Source organism: Streptomyces sp. CAI-85 (assembly GCF_013363615.1).
In the GTDB taxonomy this organism is placed as follows: domain Bacteria; phylum Actinomycetota; class Actinomycetes; order Streptomycetales; family Streptomycetaceae; genus Streptomyces; species Streptomyces antibioticus_B.
Genome location: NZ_JAANNX010000003.1, coordinates 285,518 through 302,831 on the forward strand (window position 1 = coordinate 285,518; position 17,314 = coordinate 302,831).

The following is a 17,314-nucleotide window of genomic DNA, read 5'->3' on the forward strand; positions in this document are numbered from 1 at the left end:
CCTCACCCCGTCGCGTGCATGCCAGTCCCGGCCGGGGGGTTGGACCCCGCAGCCCGGTCACCGGATCGGGCGCAACCGTCACCCGAACAGGAGGAGATTCGGTGACGAGGGGTGCGTATCGTGCCCGGAGGGACGATCCTGGTGCGCGCACGGACACATGTCGACGGCGTGTCACGGGGTCACGGGGGAAGTGCGAGCGGTGGAACGTTCCCGTCGGGGCGGAGCGGCCCTGGAACTGCTGGTGCACGGCGTGGGCGGGGCCACGCCCGAGAAGATGCTGAACGATCCGCGCACGGTCCGGGTCACCGGCGACGACACGGCGGCCGTCTACCGCCGCGCCGACGACGTCGACACCGACACCGGCGGTACGGCTTCGGCGACCGGCCCTCGGGACCGTCCCGTCCCCGAGGCGTACGTCTGGTCCAACCTCACCTCAGGGAACGGCACCCGTGCCCTGTGGCTGTTGCTGCTGCCGTTCATGGTGGTCAACCTGGCCCACTGGATGCGCCCCGCCGGCGCCGGACGCACGCGCGTGGTCCGCTGCTACGGACTGCTGGTGCGGCTGGCCGGGCTGAGTCTGACCGTGCTGCTGGTCGCCGCGGCCTGCGAGGTCGCCCTCGACCTCACCGCCTGGCAGTGCGCGGGTACGCGCGCGTGCGCCGAACGGCACTCCTGGCTGGGCTTCCTGTCGCCCGAGGTGTCCCGGGGCGGCTGGTGGAGCCCGCCCGGCCGCCGTCTCGCCCTGGCCGCCCTGGTCCCGGGCGCGCTGACCGGCCTGCTCTGGTACCTCTCCCACCGCACCTGGCGGGCGTACGAGTCGCAGGAGCCCCTCGACCGGACGCCCGAACCCGAGAACGGCCCCGCCCACACGGCCCTGAGCCGGCCCGGCTTCTGGTACGGCCGCCGCCTCGTCGCCCGGCTGCGCGCCGCCCACACCGCGGCCGCCCTGCTCACGGTGGCCGCGGCGGTCGGCACGGCGGCCGCCCGCGAGGACCGCCGGGCGGGCGGCCCCCTCGCGCTCGACGTGCTCGGCAGGTTCCTGGAGGCCACCCTGGTCTGCGGGGTGCTGGCCGTGATCTGGGTGGTCTGCCGCCGCGGCCGCAGCGAACGGCGCCTCGACCGCCGGGTGGACGCCCATCTGGTGCGCCGCCTCCCGCTGGCGGCCCTCGTCCTCCTCGCCCTCACGGTCGTGTACGCCGGCTGGTCCCGCCCGGGCTGGCGGTCCGAGGGGCGGCTGCCCGGGGACGCCACCTTCGGCGCGATCGCCCTCGTCCAGGGCGCGGTGGTCCTCGCCCTCGCCGCCGTCGCCCATGTGCTGCACCGGTCGGGAGGGGAGGCCGCTTCCGGCGGACGGTCGGCGCTGCGCGGCCTCGGCGGGCCCGCCGTCACCATGCTGGCGTGCGCCCTCGGCGGGGTGATGTCCGGCGGTGTCTCCCAGCGGGTCTCCGACTGGCTGGACGGCACCGGCACCTTCCTCGACGGCCCGCCGGTGGTGCTGACCTGGCAGGCGTCGGTCATCCCCGTCCTGCTCGTCGTGCTGCTGGCGCTGTGCGCGCTGCTCGGCCGGCGCACCGTGCGGCTGACCCGCGCCGAGCGCGCGGCCGTCGCCCGGGAGTACGGCGCCGACCCCGGCGACCCCGCCCGCACCGGCCGGATCGCCCGCGCCCGCGCCATGGCCACGCTCACCGACCGCGGCCCCCTCGTCGTCGGCGTCACCTCCGCCGCCACCCTGCTGCTGGGCGCCGGCGCGCTCGCCGGGGCCTTCGGCACGGGCCGGACACCGGTTCGGGCCACGGAGGACGCCCCCGCCTTCGTGCAGGGCGCCGCCCAGACCGCGCAGGCGCTCGGCTCCTGGCTGATCGGCCTCGGCTTCATACTGTTCGTCACCTGGGGCCGGCGCGCCTACAAGGACGCGGGCGCCCGGCGCACCATCGGCATCCTCTGGGACGTCGGCACGTTCTGGCCGCGCGCCGCCCACCCCTTCGCCCCGCCCTGCTACGCCGAACGCGCGGTGCCCGACCTCACCTGGCGGATGGCCACCTGGACCCGCGCCACCGGCGGACGCCTGGTGATCTCCGGACACTCGCAGGGCAGCGTCCTCGCGGCCGCCGCCTCCTGGCAGTTGCGCCCCTCCGACCGCGGCCGCGTCGCCCTGCTCACCTACGGCTCCCCGATCGAGCGCCTCTACGGCCGCTGGTTCCCGGCCCACTTCGGACCCGACGCGCTCGCCGCCCTGCACCGGGACATCGACTGCTGGCGCAATCTGTACCGGCGCACCGACCCCATCGGCGGCCCGGTACGGCTGTCCGGCGACGACTGCGGCCCCGAGGTCGACCACGAGCCCCTCGCCGACCCGCTGGCGTACGGCCGTACCGAGGACCACCCGCTGCCCGGGCCCGTCCTCGGCCACTCCGACTACCAGGCGGACCCGGCCTTCGCCCGCGAACGCGAACGACTGCTGGCCCGTCTGCACCCGGAGGTCCCGGCACCCCGCACCGTGCAGGAGGCCGGGGATCCTCCCTAGGGAAGCTCGGGCAGATCCTCCGGGTACAGCAGCGTCAGATCGTCGGTGGAGGGGTCCGCGACCTGGGCGACCCGGCCCGCGTGCCGTTCCACCATCGCCTCGAACGTCTGCCGCGCGGTACGGCCGTTGCCGAAGGCGGGACCCTTGGGGAACTCGGTGAAGTGCTTCAGCAGGGCCTCGGTGGTGCCCGGCGCGAGCCGGTACTCGTGCTCCTCGGCCTGCTGCTCCACGATCCTCAGCAGCTCCCCGGGGCCGTAGTCGCCGAAGGTGATGGTCCGTGAGAAACGGGACGCCACCCCGGGGTTGACCGACAGGAACCGCTCCATCTCGGCCGTGTAGCCCGCGACGATCACCACCACCGCGTCCCGGTGGTCCTCCATCAGCTTCACCAGGGTGTCGATGGCCTCCTTGCCGAAGTCCCGCCCCGCGTCCTCCGGCGAGAGCGCGTACGCCTCGTCGATGAACAGGACACCGCCGTGCGCCCGCTGGAACGCCTCCTGGGTGCGGATCGCCGTGGAGCCGATGTGCTCGCCGACCAGATCGACCCGGGACACCTCGACGAGATGCCCCTTCTCCAGCACGCCCAGCGCGGCGAGGATCTCGCCGTAGAGCCGGGCGACGGTCGTCTTGCCGGTGCCGGGGGAGCCGGTGAACACCAGATGCCGTTTGACCGAGGCCGCCTTGAGGCCGGCCCGCTGCCGGCGCCGGCCCACCTCGATCATGTCGGTGAGCGCCCGCACCTCGCGCTTGACGCTCTCCAGGCCCACCAGCGCGTCGAGTTCACCCATCACGTCCTTGGAGTCCCGGACCGGCTCCTCCGGCCGGACCTCGGGCGCGGCGGCCGGCGGCTCCTCGGGCACGGTCGGCCGCTGCCCGGGCAGCGCGCCCAGCAGCGGCGCCGACGGCAGACCGCTGCTCTGGAGGACCGTCTCCCGCGCGGCGGGCCGCACCCCGACGCTCTCGTCGCTCGCGCAGTCCTCGGCCACGGGCCCCGAACCGGGCGCCGCGTCCGCGAACTCGTAGCCCCCGCGGGCGCAGCGCTCCGTACGGCAGCGGCGCAGGGTCGTGCGGCAGCCGTCTATCACGTGGAAGCCGTAGCCGCCGCTGTCGGTCACCCGGCAGCCCAGGAAGGTGCCGCGGCCGCCCGCCGACACATAGAAGCCGGCCTCGGCGGGGGAGTCGACCGTGCAGCGCTCGACGGTGGGGTCGGCGCCCTTGGTGACGATCACACCGGTCTGGACGCCCTCCACCGTGCAGTTGTTGAGGGTGCCGCCGCTGCCGTGGTCGCGGAACCAGGCGCCCGTCGCCGCGTCCTTGATCCGGCAGTCGTCGAGCTGGGCGGTCGCGCCGTCGCTCACCGACACCGCCGTGTTGCGCACCTGGGACAGATCGCTGTCGACGACGTCCGCGCGCGAACCCCGGTCGAGGACGAACAGCGCGTCCGGTACGTCGTGCACCCGGCAGGCGTCCAGGACGGCGGTCGCGCCGTCACTGACCCAGACGGCCGGGTAGTCGCCGGTGCTGTCGAAGATCTCGCACTGGTTGGCGTCCACGCGCGTGCCCGGGTCCCACACCGACAGTCCGTTGCGCCCGAACTGACGCACCGTGGTGCGGGTCAGCGTCAGCACGGAACGGGACCGCAGGTCGACCGCGTTCTCCGGGATGTCGTGGATGCGGCAGTCGGCCAGGGTGAGCACGGCGTCCGTGTCGAGCGTGACCCCGTCGGCCGTGGTGCGGTGCACCTCGCAGTCCGTGAGGTGCGCGCTGGCCCGGGCGGTGATCTGCACGCCGTTGCCCCGCACCTCGTAGATCTCGCAGCCGACCGCCTCCAGCGCGGAGTTGTCACCGGTGGCGCTCAGACCGCTGCCCGAGGTGTGATGCACACGGCAGCGCTCGAGACGCGGGTGCGCGCCCCCGGTCACGGCCACGCCGGCCTGTCCGGCCGCGACGACCTCGCACTCCTCGAAGACGCCGCCGCCTCCGTCGGCCACGGCGATGCCGATGCCCGCCGGGTTGTCCACGGTGCAGCGCCTGACCGTCGGCCGCGCGCGGCCGCGCACCTCGACACCGGCCGCCGAGCGGGTGACGATCCGCAGGTCGAGCAGTTCGGGCGTGCCCTCCTCGACGAGCACCGCGGGCGCCGCCGCGTCCTGGCCCTCCACATGCAGGTCCTGCACCACCGCCGAGGCGCGCACGGTCAGCGGCACCCCGTCGACGGGCGCGATCCGCACCGAACCGGGCAGGCCCTCGGGGCCGCGCAGGGTCACCGACCGCTGCACCACGAGGTTCTCCCGGTAGGTTCCGGGAGCGATGGTGAGGACGTCGCCCTCGGCCGCGGCCTCCAGGGCGGCGGCGAGCGATGCGTACTCACCCGTGCGGCGCCGCCACCTCGACGTGCCGGTGTGCGTCACCTGGACCGTGCCCTGTGCCATGGCGTTGATGTGCCCCCACCTCGTCGTACGCGGGTTGATGCCGCATCGTGCGGCCGGTCCACCGTAGCGTGCGGACCGGCGCTGGGTTGACCTAAGACGCCAGGCTGTCAGCAGCCGGTACCGGTACGGCCCCAGTCCGGACCCGCTCGGTCCCATGCCTGGTCCCAGCGTGCGTACCGGCGCCGGACGAGCTGCCAGACGATCAGACGGCGGGCGCACTCGACCGCGGCGACGGTGATCAGGACGGCGCCGAAGCCCGCCAGCACCGCGTGTGTCGTGGCCGTGGCGGAGTCCAGCGGGCGGGCCACCAGGGAGCCGTGGTCGTCCGTCCATATCGCGAAGTGATCGCCCTGATGGGGGGTTCTGATGTTCGCCAGCACCGCGCCGTGTCGCGCGGTGCCGTCGGGGGCGGTCCAGTCGGCGACGACCCGGCTGAGCGAGTTCCGCCCGGAGGCGGCCTCAGGGTCGGCCTCCAGGGGCGCGCGGGTCACCTCTTTCACCACGGTCGCCGTGACCACATGGCGGGAGCGGTGCTGTTCGCGGACCGAGTCCTGGAGGGCCTCCTGAGCGAGGGTGCCGACGACCGAGCCCATGACGGGGGCGGCGAGCAGGATCAGCAGCAGCGCCGACAGCGCCACCCACGCCTCGACCAGATCCGTCGTCCGGCGCAGCGGGTTGTTCCGCCAGCGCCAGAGGCCGCCCATCGCTCGCACCTGTCCCCGTCCCCCTTCCCGCTACGCCCAACGCTCCGGCACCCGGCGGCGGTTCCCGCGCGGCGGGCCCCGGCCCGACATCGGCCGGATCCGTTCGGTGGTACGGCCGCCCGCCGCTCAACGGCTCAACGGGCATGGGGTCGGAGAGGTCATGGGGGCGTGGAGTCAAGTGGTCAGGTGGCGACGCGGACGGCGTCGCCGACCCGGATCGTGCCGCGGTTCAGGGGCACCAGGTTCTGGCCGAAGACCAGCTTGCCGCTGATCCGGCGGTGCCGGCCCAGGGAGTGCAGGGGCTCCTTGCCGCGGGCCGCGGTGCCCTGGTCGGTGGTGGTCACGACGCACCGCCCGCACATCTTGGCGACCCGGAAGGCGACCTCGCCGATCTCGACGCGCGTCCAGTCGTCCTCGGCCCACGGCTCGGTGCCGTCCACGACCACGTTCGGCCGGAAACGGTTCATCGGCAGCGGGCCCTCACCGGCGTGGTCACCGGCGGCGATCAGGGAGTTGAGCGCGTCCAGGGAGGCGGCGGAGACGGCCAGCAGCGGATAGCCGTCCGCGAAGGAGACGGTCTCGCCGGGCCGCGCGTACTCCGGGTCGACCGGCCGGCGGGTCGCGGGATCGTCCAGGTGCAGCAGCCGGACCTCGGCCCCCAGATAGGTGCTGCACCAGGCGTCCGCGCCCTCGCCGGCCGGGACTCCCTCCACCTTGTCCCGGAAGATCTCCATCGAGACCGTGTCCCCCGGCTCCGGCACCGGCACGGTCAGCGGTTCGAGGCCGGGCGCGGACAACCGAAGGCCGCCGTCGGGCAGCAGCTCGGCGGCGGCCAGCGCGAGGCGCGGCTGTTGGCGTTGTGTGACGACCCTTCCCCCGTCGTCGATCAGTGCCCAGCGTCGGTCTCCGGCCGGCCCCCAGGGCTCCACGACGACCTCCCGGAGCGACTGCCCCCGGAACGCCTTGACCGGATGGATGTGGATCGACAGCAGTTGCGCGTGGCCCATGGCGTCATCCTGCCAGGCGGCAGGGACGACCCCCGGGCGGCTCAGTAACCGCGGTACTGCTGGTTGTTGTTGTACGGATCCTGGTACTGCGGCTGGACGGGCCGGGGAGCCGCGGGGCGCATCGCCTCGTAGCCCATGGGGGCCGCCGGACGGGGCTGCTGCGGCTGCGGGGCCTGATAGCCGCGCGGGGCCTGCTGCGGGATGTAGGCGGCGGGCGCCTGCTGGAGCGGCGCGGGCTGCTGCGCCTGGGGATATCCGTAGCCGTAGGACGGCTGGGACGGGGCCGCCGGGAGGGCGGGCAGTGCCGACGGCAGCGCGGGCAGATGACTGCTCATACCCGTGTCGTACGCGGCGGGGACCCGGATCGGGGCGATCTGCGGGGTGCCCCGCTCGGCCACGAGCGAGTCGTAGATCGGAGTGTCCGGAAAAGCGGAGTAGTAACCGCCATAAGTGGAGCGGGGGGAGGTCATGGCCATAAGTTAAGCCCACGATGTGCTGGTTGGGGAGACCGATAAGAGGGTTGTTTTCCGTGTCCGGGGTGACCCCGGATCCCCAATGCGAGCGAACATGGGGAAAAGGGGCGGCGAACAGCGCTCTGATCATGTAAAAGCCGAGTTCCGGGGCGGTTACCCGGGGATCGGAGCAGACCGGTCCCGTCCCCCGGATGGGCGTGCGCGGTCCCTCGCAATAGGTTGAGCGGGTAGAGAACCCGACAACCGCCGGGACGGGTGGCCCGGTGCAGACACGCGAGGGGGCGGACATGTCAATGTCAAAGGGGGCCAATGTTCCGGTGCCCACGACGGCACTGCGGGTGGAGCTGGGCCGGCGCGCCGGCCCGGGAGTGCCCGACGTGGACGCCTCGGCACTGCTCCTGGTGTCCGGGAAGGTGCGCTCGGACGCCGACTTCGTCTTCTACAACCAGCCGTCCCACTCCTCCGGCGCGGTCCGGCACGAGGGCAAGCGGGACGCCGCGGGCCGGGTGACCGACACCCTGCTCGTCGACCTCGCGCGCGTGGAGCCCGCGATCGAGACCGTCGTCCTGGCCGCGTCCGCCGACGGCGGCACCTTCGCCCAGGTGCCCGACCTCTACATCGAGGTCCGCGACGCCGCCCAGGGCACGGTCGTCGCCCGCTTCGACTCCACCGGCGCCACGGTCGAGACCGCCTTCGTGCTGGGGGAGTTCTACCGCCGCCAGGGCGCCTGGAAGTTCCGGGCCGTCGGACAGGGCTACGGCAGCGGCCTGGAGGGCCTCGCCACGGACTTCGGCATCACGGTCGACGAACCCCAGCACGCGGCACCGCAGCAGACCCCCGCCCCGCCGCCCCAGCCCCCGGTGACACCCCAGCCCCCGGCCTGGCCGCAGCCCGCCGCCCCCGCACCGACGCCCGCGCCCCAGCAGCCCACGATGCCCGCGTTCCCCGTCACCGTCCCCCCGCCGCACCACACGCCCCCGCCGCCGCCTCCGCCCCCGGCGCCGCCCGGCGCGCCGGTCCGGCTGACCAAGGTGACGCTCACCAAGTCGTCCCCGTCGGTCTCCCTCACCAAGCAGGGCGGCACCTCCGGCGCCATGCGCGTGAACCTCAACTGGGAGGTGCGCAAGCAGTTCTCCGGGTGGGGCAGCAAGCGCGGCCGCGCGGTCGCCCTGCACAACGACCTCGACCTCGACCTGTGCGCCCTGTTCGAGCTGGCCGACGGCCGCAAGGGTGTCGTCCAGGCCCTCGGCAACGCCTTCGGCGCCCTGCACCAGCCGCCGTACATCCATCTCGACGGCGACGACCGCACCGGGGCGGTGTCGAGCGGTGAGAACCTCACCGTCAACCTCGACCACCGCGACGACTTCCGGCGCATCCTCGTCTTCGTGACCGTCTACGAGGGCGCCCGCTCCTTCGCCGACCTGCACGCCACGGTCACGCTGCACCCGCAGTTCGGCGCCCCGATCGAGTTCTCCCTCGACGAGTGCACCGTGCCCTCCACCGTGTGCGCGCTCGCGCTGATCACCAACACCGGCGGCGACCTCGTCGTCCAGCGCGAGGCCCGCTATCTGGTGCCCGAGCGCGGGGTCAGCCCCCAGCGGACCGTGGACTACGCCTACGGCTGGGGGATGAACTGGACCCCCGGGCGCAAATAGCCCCCGCCCGCATCGGTACCTCTGCTCAGCTCTCCTCGGTGAGGGCGTCCGGACGCGCGTAGGTGCGGCCCTTCCAGGCCGCACCCCGCCCGCGGTAGTGCAGCACCGCCGAGTCCACCGTCATCAAGAGATAGAGGAACGCGGTGAACGGCAGCAGCGGGGCGAGCCACGGCGGCTGCCGGTAGTGGCGGAGCATCGGCAGATACGTCCCGCTCATCACCAGCCACGCCAGCGCGCCGAGCACCGCCGCCGCCGTATCGCCGGAGACCAGTCCCGCCACGACGGCGACCGGCGGGACCAGATACACCAGCGCGAGTCCGGCGACCGTGCCGGCCAGCAGCAGCGGGCTGTGCCGGAGCTGGGCGTAGGCGCTGCGCGCGACCATCCGCCACAGGTCGCGCAGCCGGGGATAGGGACGCACGCTGTCCACCCGGTCGGCGAGACCCAGCCAGATGTGCCCGCCGCCGCCCTTCACCGCCCGGGCCAGCGCCACGTCGTCGATCACGGCATGCCGGATCGCGTCCGGGATCCGCGCCCGCTCCGCCGCATCCGCCCGCAGCAGGACGCATCCGCCCGCCGCGGCCGCCGTACGCGTGCCGCGCCGTCCGATCCGGCGGAACGGATAGAGCTGAGCGAAGAAGTAGACGAAGGCCGGTACGACCAGCCGCTCCCAGCCGCTTTCGACCCGCAGCCGCGCCATCTGGGAGACGGCGTCGAAGCCGCCGGTGCGCGCCGCCGCCACCAGCGCGCGCAGACTGTCCGGCGCGTGCGCGATGTCGGCGTCGGTCAGCAGCAGGTACTCGGGCTCACGCGCGCGTGCCAGGGCGATGCCGTGCCGTACCGCCCACAGCTTCCCCGTCCAGCCCGCGGGCGGTTCCCCCGGTGAGGTCACGGTGAGCGGCAGCCCGCCGGTCCGCTCCGCGAGGGCGCGGGCCAGGTCGCCGGTGCCGTCCGTGCTGCCGTCGTCGACGAGGAAGACCTCCGCCCGCCCCGGATATTCCTGCGCGAGCAGCGACGGCAGACTGGCGGGCAGCATCTCGGCCTCGTCGCGCGCGGGGACCACCACACAGACCGGCGGCCACTCCTCGGGGTCCCGGCGGGGCGGCAGCCGGACGTCGGTACGCCAGAAGAAGCCCTGACAGAGCAACAGCCACAGCCAGGCCGCCAGCGACGGGGCGGAGATCCACACGAGGGCGCTCACCCCGCGCAGTCTGCCCCACCCCGGCGGGCGGCAGGGGCACATCGTCTATGGTGGCCGGGTGAAGATCGCGCTCATGGACTCAGGAATCGGGCTGCTGGCGGCCACCGCCGCGGTACGGCGTCTGCGGCCCGACGCCGATCTCGTGCTCTCCCTCGACCCCGCGGGCATGCCCTGGGGCCCGCGCACCCCCGAGGACCTCACCGGCCGCGCCCTGGCCGTCGCCGAGGCCGCCGCCGCGTACCGTCCGGACGCCCTGATCATCGGCTGCAACACCGCGACCGTGCACGCGCTGCCCGCCCTGCGGACCCGCCTGGAACCGGACGTCCCCGTCATCGGCACCGTCCCCGCGATCAAACCGGCCGCGGCCGGCGGCGGGCCCGTCGCCATCTGGGCGACCCCCGCCACCACCGGCAGCCCCTACCAGCGCGGGCTCATCGACGACTTCGCCGCCGGTGTCGACGTCACCGAGGTGCCCTGCTGGGGCCTGGCCGAAGCCGTCGAACACGCGGACGAGCCGGCGATCGCCGGTGCCGTCGCCGCGGCCGCCGCCCTCACCCCCGACGAGGTGACGACCGTCGTCCTGGGCTGCACCCACTACGAACTCGTCGCCGACCGCATCCGCGCCGCCCTCCACCACCCCGGCCGGCCGCCGCTCGTGCTGCACGGCTCGGCCGGTGCCGTGGCCGCGCAGGCACTGCGCCGCATCGGCTCGCACCCCGCGCCCGAGGCCCCGGCCACCGGCAGCGTGACGGTGCTGCTGAACGGCCGCGAGTCCGCCCTGCCGGCGGCCGCGCTGACGTACGCCGAGGGCCGGCTGCTCCAGGCGGTCACCCCCGCCCAGTGACCGGGCGGGGCCGAGCGTGACGGGATCCGGCCGTCCGCACCCCCGGCCGGCCCAGTGACCCTGTGCGACGCGCTACCCGCGCAGCGAAACCTGAGTAATCTCATAAACATGAGGGACCACCCCCACGGCGGGGACACCCCGCACCCCGATGTCTGGACCGGCCGCGCCACCAACCGGCTCCAGTGGGCGCTCGCGCTGGTCGGTGCCGCGTGTGTGGCACTCGGGATCCTGCTGGCCGTCGACTCCGCCTGGACGTCCGGCAGCGCCCCGCTCGTCATGTCCGTCGTCGGCTGCATCGCCGCCGGGCTCCTGGTCCTCTTCGGCACCCTCGCCTTCGTCCATGTCGACCTCAGACTCGACAAGGAGTCCGTCGAGGTGCGCTGCGGCCACATCGGGCTGCCGCGCCGCCGCATCCCGCTGTCCCATGTCGCCGGCGCCGAGTTCGAACCGCTCGTCACCCCGCGCCACTGGGGCGGCTGGGGCTACCGCTGGCGCCCGGAGAAGGGCACCGCCGTCGTCGTACGGCGCGGCGAGGGCGTCGTGCTGCGCCTGTGGGACGGACACACCTTCACGATCACCGTGGACGACGCCGAGGCCGCCGTGGTCGCCATCAAGGCGCGGCTGCGGACCGGGACGGGCACGGGGACCGGCACGGAGACGTCACCGGGGGCCGCGCGCTGACCCCTACGGGACGCGCGGGGCGGGCACCGGTGGTGACACGGGTGGCGGTACGGCGGTGAGGGGGCGGGCCGTCGCCAGGCCCGCCAGGAGACCCGCGCCGACCGACACCGTGGTGAAGCTCAGCGCGTTGCCGACCGCGGCCAGTGCCGCGAGCGCGGTGAGCGTGGCGGCCGTGGTGAGGACGACCGGCGTGGGGCGCGGCGCCCGCCAGAGCGCGAACAGCACCCAGCAGAAGGCCGCCGCGAGCAGCAGCACCCCGACGACACCCTGCTCCGCCGCCAACTGGAGCGGCGCCGAGTGCGGCTTGCCGTCGGACAGCGGGGACTGCGCCGCCGTCGCGCTCAGCTCCCCGAAACGGCCCGGACCCACGCCCAGGCCCGTGTCCCCGTGCGCCAGGGTCAGCGCGTCGCGCCACAGGTCGACCCGGCGCGCGGTCAGCTCGTCCTCCAGCGCCCCGGTGAGCCCTGCGGGCAGGGCCCTCCCGGCGACCGCCCAGGTCAGGCCCGTCACCAGCGCCGCCGACAGGGCGAGGCCCACGAGGACGGGCCCGCGCCGCCGGGACTGCCCCACGGCCACCGAGCACAGCAGCACGGCACCGCACAGGACGACGGCGGTGGTCGCACCCCGGGCGGCGGCCCAGAACACGATCCCTGCGGCCAGCAGCCGCAGCAGGTGCCGTAGCGCGGGGACGGGCGTGGCCCAGGCGGCGCAGCACGCGGCGCCGGCCGACAGGGTGAGCACCGCCGCCGTCGCGCCCGCGTGTCCCAGCGGGGAGGCGAACTCGGGACCGGGGGAGAGCCGGGGCAGCGCGACGGTCAGGGCGACCCCGGCCAGCGCGGCGGCCGCCGGGGTGGCGACGGGCAGCAGGACGCCGAGGATCCGTCCGGCGGCGTACCCGGCGGTCACGGCCAGCACGGCGAGCAGCACACCCTCGGGGCGTCCGTCGTGCACGGCCGCGGTGACCAGCGACCAGGCGGCGCAGGCGCCGAGCACCGCGACGCCCGCCGCGTCGGAGACGCTGCGTCTCTCTCCGTCGGCGCCCGCGCCGGGCACCGGCACCGTTCTCGTGGAACCCGTGGACCCCACCGTCCCCCCGAACCCGATCGCCCCCGGCCTGGACCGCCGTCTGCCGACGGACCCCGGACGCGTGTGCGAGAGAGGTCCAGGCACACCGTAACGGCTGATGGGCGGTTTGGGGACGCGTCGGATCGCGCTCCGGGCGGGCGTGGTCACCGTGCGGACCGTGCTGTCGGCCCGGCGGCGACCCGCCGTACACTCCCCGAGTGACCGTCACCGCAACTTCCGTGGACCGGCCGGACCGGCTGGAGCCCCAGGCCGCGCCGGTGTCGCGCGGCGCCAGGCTCCTGCGCCGCCTCCTCCCGGCCGCCGCAGCGGCACTCTTCGGAGTGCTGCTCTACGTCAGCTTCCCGCCGCGCACCCTGTGGTGGCTGGCCCTGCCGGCCTTCGCCGGCTTCGGCTGGGTCCTGCGCGGCCGAAGCTGGAAGGCGGCCCTCGGACTCGGCTACCTCTTCGGGCTCGGCTTCCTGCTGCCGCTGCTGGTGTGGACGGGCGTCGAGGTCGGCCCCGGCCCCTGGCTCGCCCTGGTGGCGATCGAGGCGGTCTTCGTCGCCCTGGTCGGCGTCGGGATCGCCGCGGTGTCGAAGCTGCCCGGCCGGCCCGTGTGGGCGGCCGCCCTCTGGATCGCGGGTGAGGCGGCACGCGCGCGTGCCCCCTTCAACGGCTTCCCCTGGGGCAAGATCGCCTTCGGCCAGGCGGACGGCGTGTTCCTGCCGCTCGCCGCGGTGGGCGGCACGCCCGTCCTGGGCTTCGCGGTCGTCCTCGGCGGGTTCGGACTCGGTGAGCTGATCCGGCTCGGCGTGGAGCGGCGGCGCACCGGTGAGATCCGGCGGCCGGCCGCGGTCGTCGCGCTGCTCAGCCTGGCCCTGCCCTTCGCGGGCGCCCTCGCCGCGCGCACCCTGGTGAGCGACACGGCGGAGGACGGCACCGCCACGGTCGCCGTCATCCAGGGCAACGTGCCGCGGCTCGGCCTGGACTTCAACTCCCAGCGCCGCGCCGTCCTCGACTACCACGCGCGCGAGACGGAGCGGCTGGCCGCCGAGGTCAAGGCCGGGAAGGTGGCTCAGCCCGACTTCGTGCTGTGGCCGGAGAACTCCTCCGACATCGACCCCTTCGCCTACGCCGACGCGGCCGAGGTCATCGACAAGGCGGCCAAGGCGATCGGCGCGCCCATCTCGGTCGGCGGCGTCGTCGAACGGGACGGCAAGCTCTACAACGAGCAGATCCTGTGGGACCCGGTGAAGGGCCCCACCCAGACCTACGACAAGCGGCAGATCCAGCCGTTCGGCGAGTACCTGCCGCTGCGGTCGCTGATCGGCGCGATCAACAGCGAGTGGACGGCGATGGTCCGGCAGGACTTCAGCCGGGGCACCAAGCCGGGTGTCTTCACCATGGACGGCGCGAAGGTCGGCCTGGTCACCTGCTACGAGGCCGCGTTCGACTGGGCCGTGCGCTCCGAGGTCACCGACGGTGCCCAGCTCATCTCCGTCCCCAGCAACAACGCGACCTTCGACCGCAGCGAGATGACCTACCAGCAGCTCGCCATGTCCCGGGTCCGCGCGGTCGAACACAGCCGCACGGTGACCGTCCCGGTGACCAGCGGCGTCAGCGCGATCATCATGCCGGACGGCCGCATCACCCAGAAGACCGGCATGTTCGTGGCCGACTCCCTGGTCCAGAAGATCCCCCTCCGCTCGACGGAGACCCCGGCGACAAAGCTCGGAATCCTGCCGGAGATCGCCCTGCTGGCCGTGGCGGCGGGGGGCCTGGGCTGGGCGATCACGGCGGCGGTACGGGGACGCCGGGGGACAGCGGTTCAGTAGCCCCCTTGGCGGGCACCGGCGGCCGACGGCAGCCCGTCCACGGCCGCCCGGCACCCGAGCGGACCGTTAGGGTCGGTGTATGCCTACTCCTGACTTCATCACCGAGATTCGGGCCTCCGCCGGTCATCAGTTGTTGTGGCTGCCCGGTGTGAGTGCCGTCGTGGTCGACGGGGCGGGGCGGGTGTTGCTGGGGAAGCGGGCCGACAATCTCGAGTGGTGTGTGATCTCGGGGATCCCCGATCCCGGTGAGCAGCCCGCGGACTGTGCCGTGCGGGAGGTGTACGAGGAGACCGGCGTGCGCTGTGTCCCCGAGCGCATCGCGCTGATCCGCTCGGGCAGGCGCGTCGAGTACCCCAACGGCGACCGGTGCCAGTTCATGGACGTCACGTTCCGCTGCCGCGCCGTTGGCGGAGAGGCGCGGGTCAACGACGACGAGTCGGTCGAGGTCGGCTGGTTCTCCGTGGACGCCCTGCCGCCGATGCGAGAACGCCAGGTGTTCCGGATCAAGCAGGCCCTGTCCGACGAACCCACCTGGTTCGAGACGACCGAGCCTGAAGTCTGAGAACCAGGCCGAGCAGTGCCGCGCAGGAGAGTGGGCGCGGGAACTGTTCCAGGTACGCCCCCTAACCCCGGCGCCCCGGCCGACTGCGACACTACGGGCGTGCTGTTGGCGTGGATCGCGGCGGCCCTGCGGATCCGGGTCCGTGCGCTGGGCTTCACTGGGGTCGCCACCTTCTACGTGTGGCATGACGAACAGGCCGGTCAACTCCGTTGTTCTGTCGGGTCGGTGACCGCTCGGGAGCTGCCGTTCCGGAACCACTACGTGCCGTCGCGCGAGCTGGAGCCGGTCGTCGCGGGGTTCCTGGACGCCGACGGCCCCGGTCATCCGTCCCTGCGCGTGTGGGTCGCCGACGTCGGTGGTGTCGCGTACTGACAGGCCGAACGGCCCTGTTCCGTACGGCACTTCACAGAATTCCCACACCAACCCCTGCGCACTTCAAACTTCAATCGCTACGCTCGTCGCCACCCATCCCGAGGCCGGCAGGAGACGTGTGTGCGTGACGGCGAAGTAGTGGTGATCGGCGGCGGATACGCGGGGGTGAGGCTGGCCAGGCGGCTGGACGCGGTCGCGCGGGTCACCGTCGTGGACCGCAAGGACGTCTTCTTCCACCGGGTCGCCGCCCTGCGGGCCGGAGTGCGCCCCGAGTGGTCGGCGACCCCCTTCATCCCCTACGACCGGCTGCTGCGCAACGGCCGTGTCGTGGTGGGCAAGGCGCTGCGCATCGACACCGAGCGGCGCGAGGTCGTCCTTGCGACGGGGGAGCAACTGCCGTACGACGTCGTGGTGATCGCCACCGGCGCCGACTATCCCGAGCCGGCCCGGTTCAGCGGTGCGACCACCGCGGAGGCGATGAAGTCGTTCGCCTCGCATCAGCGCAAGGTCGCCACCGCCGAGCATGTGCTTGTGGTCGGCGGCGGACCCTCCGGCGTCGAACTCGGCGCCGAGATAAGGCTCGCGAGGCCCGACGCCCGGGTCACCCTCGCGCACGCCGGACCCGCGCTGCTCAACACCACCGGCAGCGAGCGGGCCGGACGCCGGGCGCTGGCCTGGCTGGAGTCCCATGACGTGGAGGTCAGGCTCGACGCGTTCATGTCCCCCGGCAACGACTTCGGCACCTATCGCGACGCGCACGGCGGCCTCGTCCACGCCGACCTCTCCTTCTGGGCGACCGGCACCACCCCCAACACGCTCTGGCTGAGGCTCGCCGGGCTCGGCGGCTGGCTGAACGCGGCCGGACACGTCAAGGTCGACCCCGCGCTCCGGGTCGACGGCCGGCCGGACGTGTACGCGGTCGGCGACGTCAACGACGCCACCGCCCTCAAGATCACCCCCGCCGCGCACGCCCAGGCCGACCTCGCCGCCCACAACATCCGCGCCCAGCTACGGGGCACACTCCGGCACCGCAGGGAGCCCCGCCGCTACCGCCCCGCCGAGCGCACCCCGATCATCGTGCCCTTCGGCCAGTCCGACGGACTGACCGTGCTGCCGGTGCCGGGCGGCGACACCGCCGTCCTCGGCGGCCGCACCGCCGTCCTGGCGAAGGCCCGCACGCTCATGACGCCGTACATGCGACGGCAGCTCGGCTACACCGCGGCCTGAGCGAGCCGGCCTCAGCGAGCCGGCCCCTGTGACATCCCCCACCTGCTCTTGCCTCGGCAGGTAAGGGTTACCTACGTTCGGTCGCATGTCCTCCCATGGCCCCACCTTCCCCACCGAACCGTTCGGCTTCGACGTGGATCTGAGCGCGCACGAACTGCTCCGGCGGGCGCATGTCCTGGACGCCCTCGGCCCCGACTGGGACCCCGGCGAGGCCCTGCGCGGCGAGCAGCAGGCGTACGCCCTGCTGTACTCCGGCCTCGACGCCGACCAGCAGCGGCTCCACGACGAGCTGGTCGCGGCCGGTGTGCTGCCCCCGCGAGGGGACGACGGCCATGCTGCCGCTTGACCCGCAGGCCGACATCGGCCGCCGCGCCTGGGTGGCCTGCCCGAACTGCGACGACCGGCAGGGCTGCGACCCGTGCGCCGCGGGCCGTAGCTGCTCCACGCACTGGCGCTACCTCCTCTCCAACACCGGCAGCCTGCTGCACCTCCAGTGCCCGTCCTGCACCCACATCTGGACCCACGAGACCCACTTCGGCGCCACCCGCACCTTCTGGCAGCGCCTGACCACGGGCCTGCGCCCGCCGGGGTGACGACGCTCCGATGAGCCCGGACGGCCGAGTCCTCCGCGCTTTCGGATGACCCCGCCGTCTGTCTCCGGGGGCGGCGCCCCGCCGCGGTCGAGGATCTCAGGCGGCCGGGGTGTCCCGGCAGGTCCTTCGCCCGGACGGG

At 73.9% G+C, this 17,314-nt stretch carries 16 protein-coding genes; 10 read left to right on the plus strand and 6 right to left on the minus strand.

Annotated features, from left to right (window positions below):
- Nucleotides 1-157 precede the first annotated feature (157 nt).
- Nucleotides 158-2,524, plus strand: a complete 2,367-nt coding sequence (locus G6W55_RS06850; RefSeq protein ID WP_217686592.1) for a hypothetical protein — start codon at nucleotides 158-160, stop codon at nucleotides 2,522-2,524.
- Here G6W55_RS06850 and G6W55_RS06855 read toward each other — a convergent pair.
- From G6W55_RS06855 to G6W55_RS06870, 4 genes are all read right to left on the minus strand, one after another.
- A complete protein-coding gene (locus tag G6W55_RS06855; RefSeq protein ID WP_175519881.1) occupies nucleotides 2,521-4,956 on the minus strand; it encodes a right-handed parallel beta-helix repeat-containing protein in 2,436 nt (811 codons plus the stop codon). The two genes, G6W55_RS06850 and G6W55_RS06855, sit on opposite strands and share 4 nt — an antisense overlap.
- Before the next feature lie 107 nt (nucleotides 4,957-5,063).
- Complete coding sequence (locus G6W55_RS06860) at nucleotides 5,064-5,660, minus strand: hypothetical protein (protein ID WP_217686593.1); 597 nt, start codon at nucleotides 5,658-5,660, stop codon at nucleotides 5,064-5,066.
- A gap of 182 nt (nucleotides 5,661-5,842) precedes the next feature.
- On the minus strand, nucleotides 5,843-6,667 hold the full coding sequence (locus G6W55_RS06865) for an MOSC domain-containing protein (RefSeq protein ID WP_175519883.1): 825 nt from the start codon (nucleotides 6,665-6,667) through the stop codon (nucleotides 5,843-5,845).
- A 41-nt stretch (nucleotides 6,668-6,708) separates the two neighbouring features.
- Entirely contained in the window at nucleotides 6,709-7,137 is a 429-nt protein-coding gene (locus G6W55_RS06870; RefSeq protein ID WP_175519884.1) for a DUF6643 family protein, read from the minus strand.
- Between the two features lie 296 nt (nucleotides 7,138-7,433).
- On the opposite strand from G6W55_RS06870, the gene G6W55_RS06875 reads away from it, so the two are divergent.
- Nucleotides 7,434-8,795: a TerD family protein gene (locus G6W55_RS06875; protein ID WP_175519969.1), complete on the plus strand. Its 1,362-nt coding sequence runs from the start codon at nucleotides 7,434-7,436 to the stop codon at nucleotides 8,793-8,795.
- A gap of 25 nt (nucleotides 8,796-8,820) precedes the next feature.
- On the opposite strand, the gene G6W55_RS06880 is transcribed toward G6W55_RS06875, so the two are convergent.
- Nucleotides 8,821-10,038 carry a glycosyltransferase gene (locus G6W55_RS06880; protein ID WP_175519885.1) on the minus strand — a complete coding sequence of 406 codons (1,218 nt, stop codon included), beginning with the start codon at nucleotides 10,036-10,038 and terminating at the stop codon, nucleotides 8,821-8,823.
- A gap of 16 nt (nucleotides 10,039-10,054) precedes the next feature.
- Between G6W55_RS06880 and G6W55_RS06885 the strand changes: the two genes are divergently transcribed.
- The gene (locus tag G6W55_RS06885; protein ID WP_175519886.1) at nucleotides 10,055-10,840 is read left to right on the plus strand and encodes a glutamate racemase; all 786 of its coding nucleotides are present in this window, start codon (nucleotides 10,055-10,057) and stop codon (nucleotides 10,838-10,840) included.
- Nucleotides 10,841-10,948: 108 nt separating this feature from the next.
- Entirely contained in the window at nucleotides 10,949-11,521 is a 573-nt protein-coding gene (locus tag G6W55_RS06890; RefSeq protein ID WP_051780471.1) for a hypothetical protein, read from the plus strand.
- A gap of 3 nt (nucleotides 11,522-11,524) precedes the next feature.
- Here G6W55_RS06890 and G6W55_RS06895 read toward each other — a convergent pair whose 3' ends face one another.
- On the minus strand, nucleotides 11,525-12,574 hold the full coding sequence (locus G6W55_RS06895) for an O-antigen ligase (RefSeq protein WP_175519970.1): 1,050 nt from the start codon (nucleotides 12,572-12,574) through the stop codon (nucleotides 11,525-11,527).
- Between the two features lie 230 nt (nucleotides 12,575-12,804).
- Between G6W55_RS06895 and lnt the strand changes: the two genes are divergently transcribed.
- The 6 genes from lnt to G6W55_RS06925 all read left to right on the plus strand — a co-directional run bounded on the left by lnt (nucleotide 12,805) and on the right by G6W55_RS06925 (nucleotide 17,175).
- The gene (gene lnt, locus G6W55_RS06900; RefSeq protein ID WP_175519887.1) at nucleotides 12,805-14,421 is read left to right on the plus strand and encodes an apolipoprotein N-acyltransferase; all 1,617 of its coding nucleotides are present in this window, start codon (nucleotides 12,805-12,807) and stop codon (nucleotides 14,419-14,421) included.
- Between the two features lie 79 nt (nucleotides 14,422-14,500).
- Nucleotides 14,501-14,983, plus strand: a complete 483-nt coding sequence (locus G6W55_RS06905) for an NUDIX domain-containing protein (protein ID WP_175519888.1) — start codon at nucleotides 14,501-14,503, stop codon at nucleotides 14,981-14,983.
- A 99-nt stretch (nucleotides 14,984-15,082) separates the two neighbouring features.
- Nucleotides 15,083-15,355, plus strand: coding sequence for a hypothetical protein (locus tag G6W55_RS06910; protein WP_175519889.1), 273 nt, complete (start codon nucleotides 15,083-15,085; stop codon nucleotides 15,353-15,355).
- Nucleotides 15,356-15,475: 120 nt separating this feature from the next.
- Nucleotides 15,476-16,582: an FAD-dependent oxidoreductase gene (locus tag G6W55_RS06915; protein WP_175519890.1), complete on the plus strand. Its 1,107-nt coding sequence runs from the start codon at nucleotides 15,476-15,478 to the stop codon at nucleotides 16,580-16,582.
- An 85-nt stretch (nucleotides 16,583-16,667) separates the two neighbouring features.
- Nucleotides 16,668-16,928, plus strand: coding sequence for a DUF6400 family protein (locus G6W55_RS06920; RefSeq protein ID WP_175519891.1), 261 nt, complete (start codon nucleotides 16,668-16,670; stop codon nucleotides 16,926-16,928).
- Complete coding sequence (locus G6W55_RS06925) at nucleotides 16,915-17,175, plus strand: hypothetical protein (protein WP_030787122.1); 261 nt, start codon at nucleotides 16,915-16,917, stop codon at nucleotides 17,173-17,175. The genes G6W55_RS06920 and G6W55_RS06925 overlap by 14 nt, the downstream gene beginning before the upstream one ends.
- Nucleotides 17,176-17,314: the final 139 nt, after the last annotated feature.

Excerpts from the sequence above, each read along its gene's own strand:
- G6W55_RS06850 (WP_217686592.1), top strand. The coding sequence starts at position 158 with ATGTCGACGGCGTGTCACGGGGTCACGGGGGAAGTGCGAGCGGTGGAA.
- G6W55_RS06855 (WP_175519881.1), bottom strand. The coding sequence starts at position 4,956 with ATGGCACAGGGCACGGTCCAGGTGACGCACACCGGCACGTCGAGGTGG.
- G6W55_RS06860 (WP_217686593.1), bottom strand. The coding sequence starts at position 5,660 with ATGGGCGGCCTCTGGCGCTGGCGGAACAACCCGCTGCGCCGGACGACG.
- G6W55_RS06865 (WP_175519883.1), bottom strand. The coding sequence starts at position 6,667 with ATGGGCCACGCGCAACTGCTGTCGATCCACATCCATCCGGTCAAGGCG.
- G6W55_RS06870 (WP_175519884.1), bottom strand. The coding sequence starts at position 7,137 with ATGACCTCCCCCCGCTCCACTTATGGCGGTTACTACTCCGCTTTTCCG.
- G6W55_RS06875 (WP_175519969.1), top strand. The coding sequence starts at position 7,434 with ATGTCAAAGGGGGCCAATGTTCCGGTGCCCACGACGGCACTGCGGGTG.
- G6W55_RS06880 (WP_175519885.1), bottom strand. The coding sequence starts at position 10,038 with ATGTGCCCCTGCCGCCCGCCGGGGTGGGGCAGACTGCGCGGGGTGAGC.
- G6W55_RS06890 (WP_051780471.1), top strand. The coding sequence starts at position 10,949 with ATGAGGGACCACCCCCACGGCGGGGACACCCCGCACCCCGATGTCTGG.
- G6W55_RS06905 (WP_175519888.1), top strand. The coding sequence starts at position 14,501 with ATGCCTACTCCTGACTTCATCACCGAGATTCGGGCCTCCGCCGGTCAT.
- G6W55_RS06920 (WP_175519891.1), top strand. The coding sequence starts at position 16,668 with ATGTCCTCCCATGGCCCCACCTTCCCCACCGAACCGTTCGGCTTCGAC.
- G6W55_RS06925 (WP_030787122.1), top strand. The coding sequence starts at position 16,915 with ATGCTGCCGCTTGACCCGCAGGCCGACATCGGCCGCCGCGCCTGGGTG.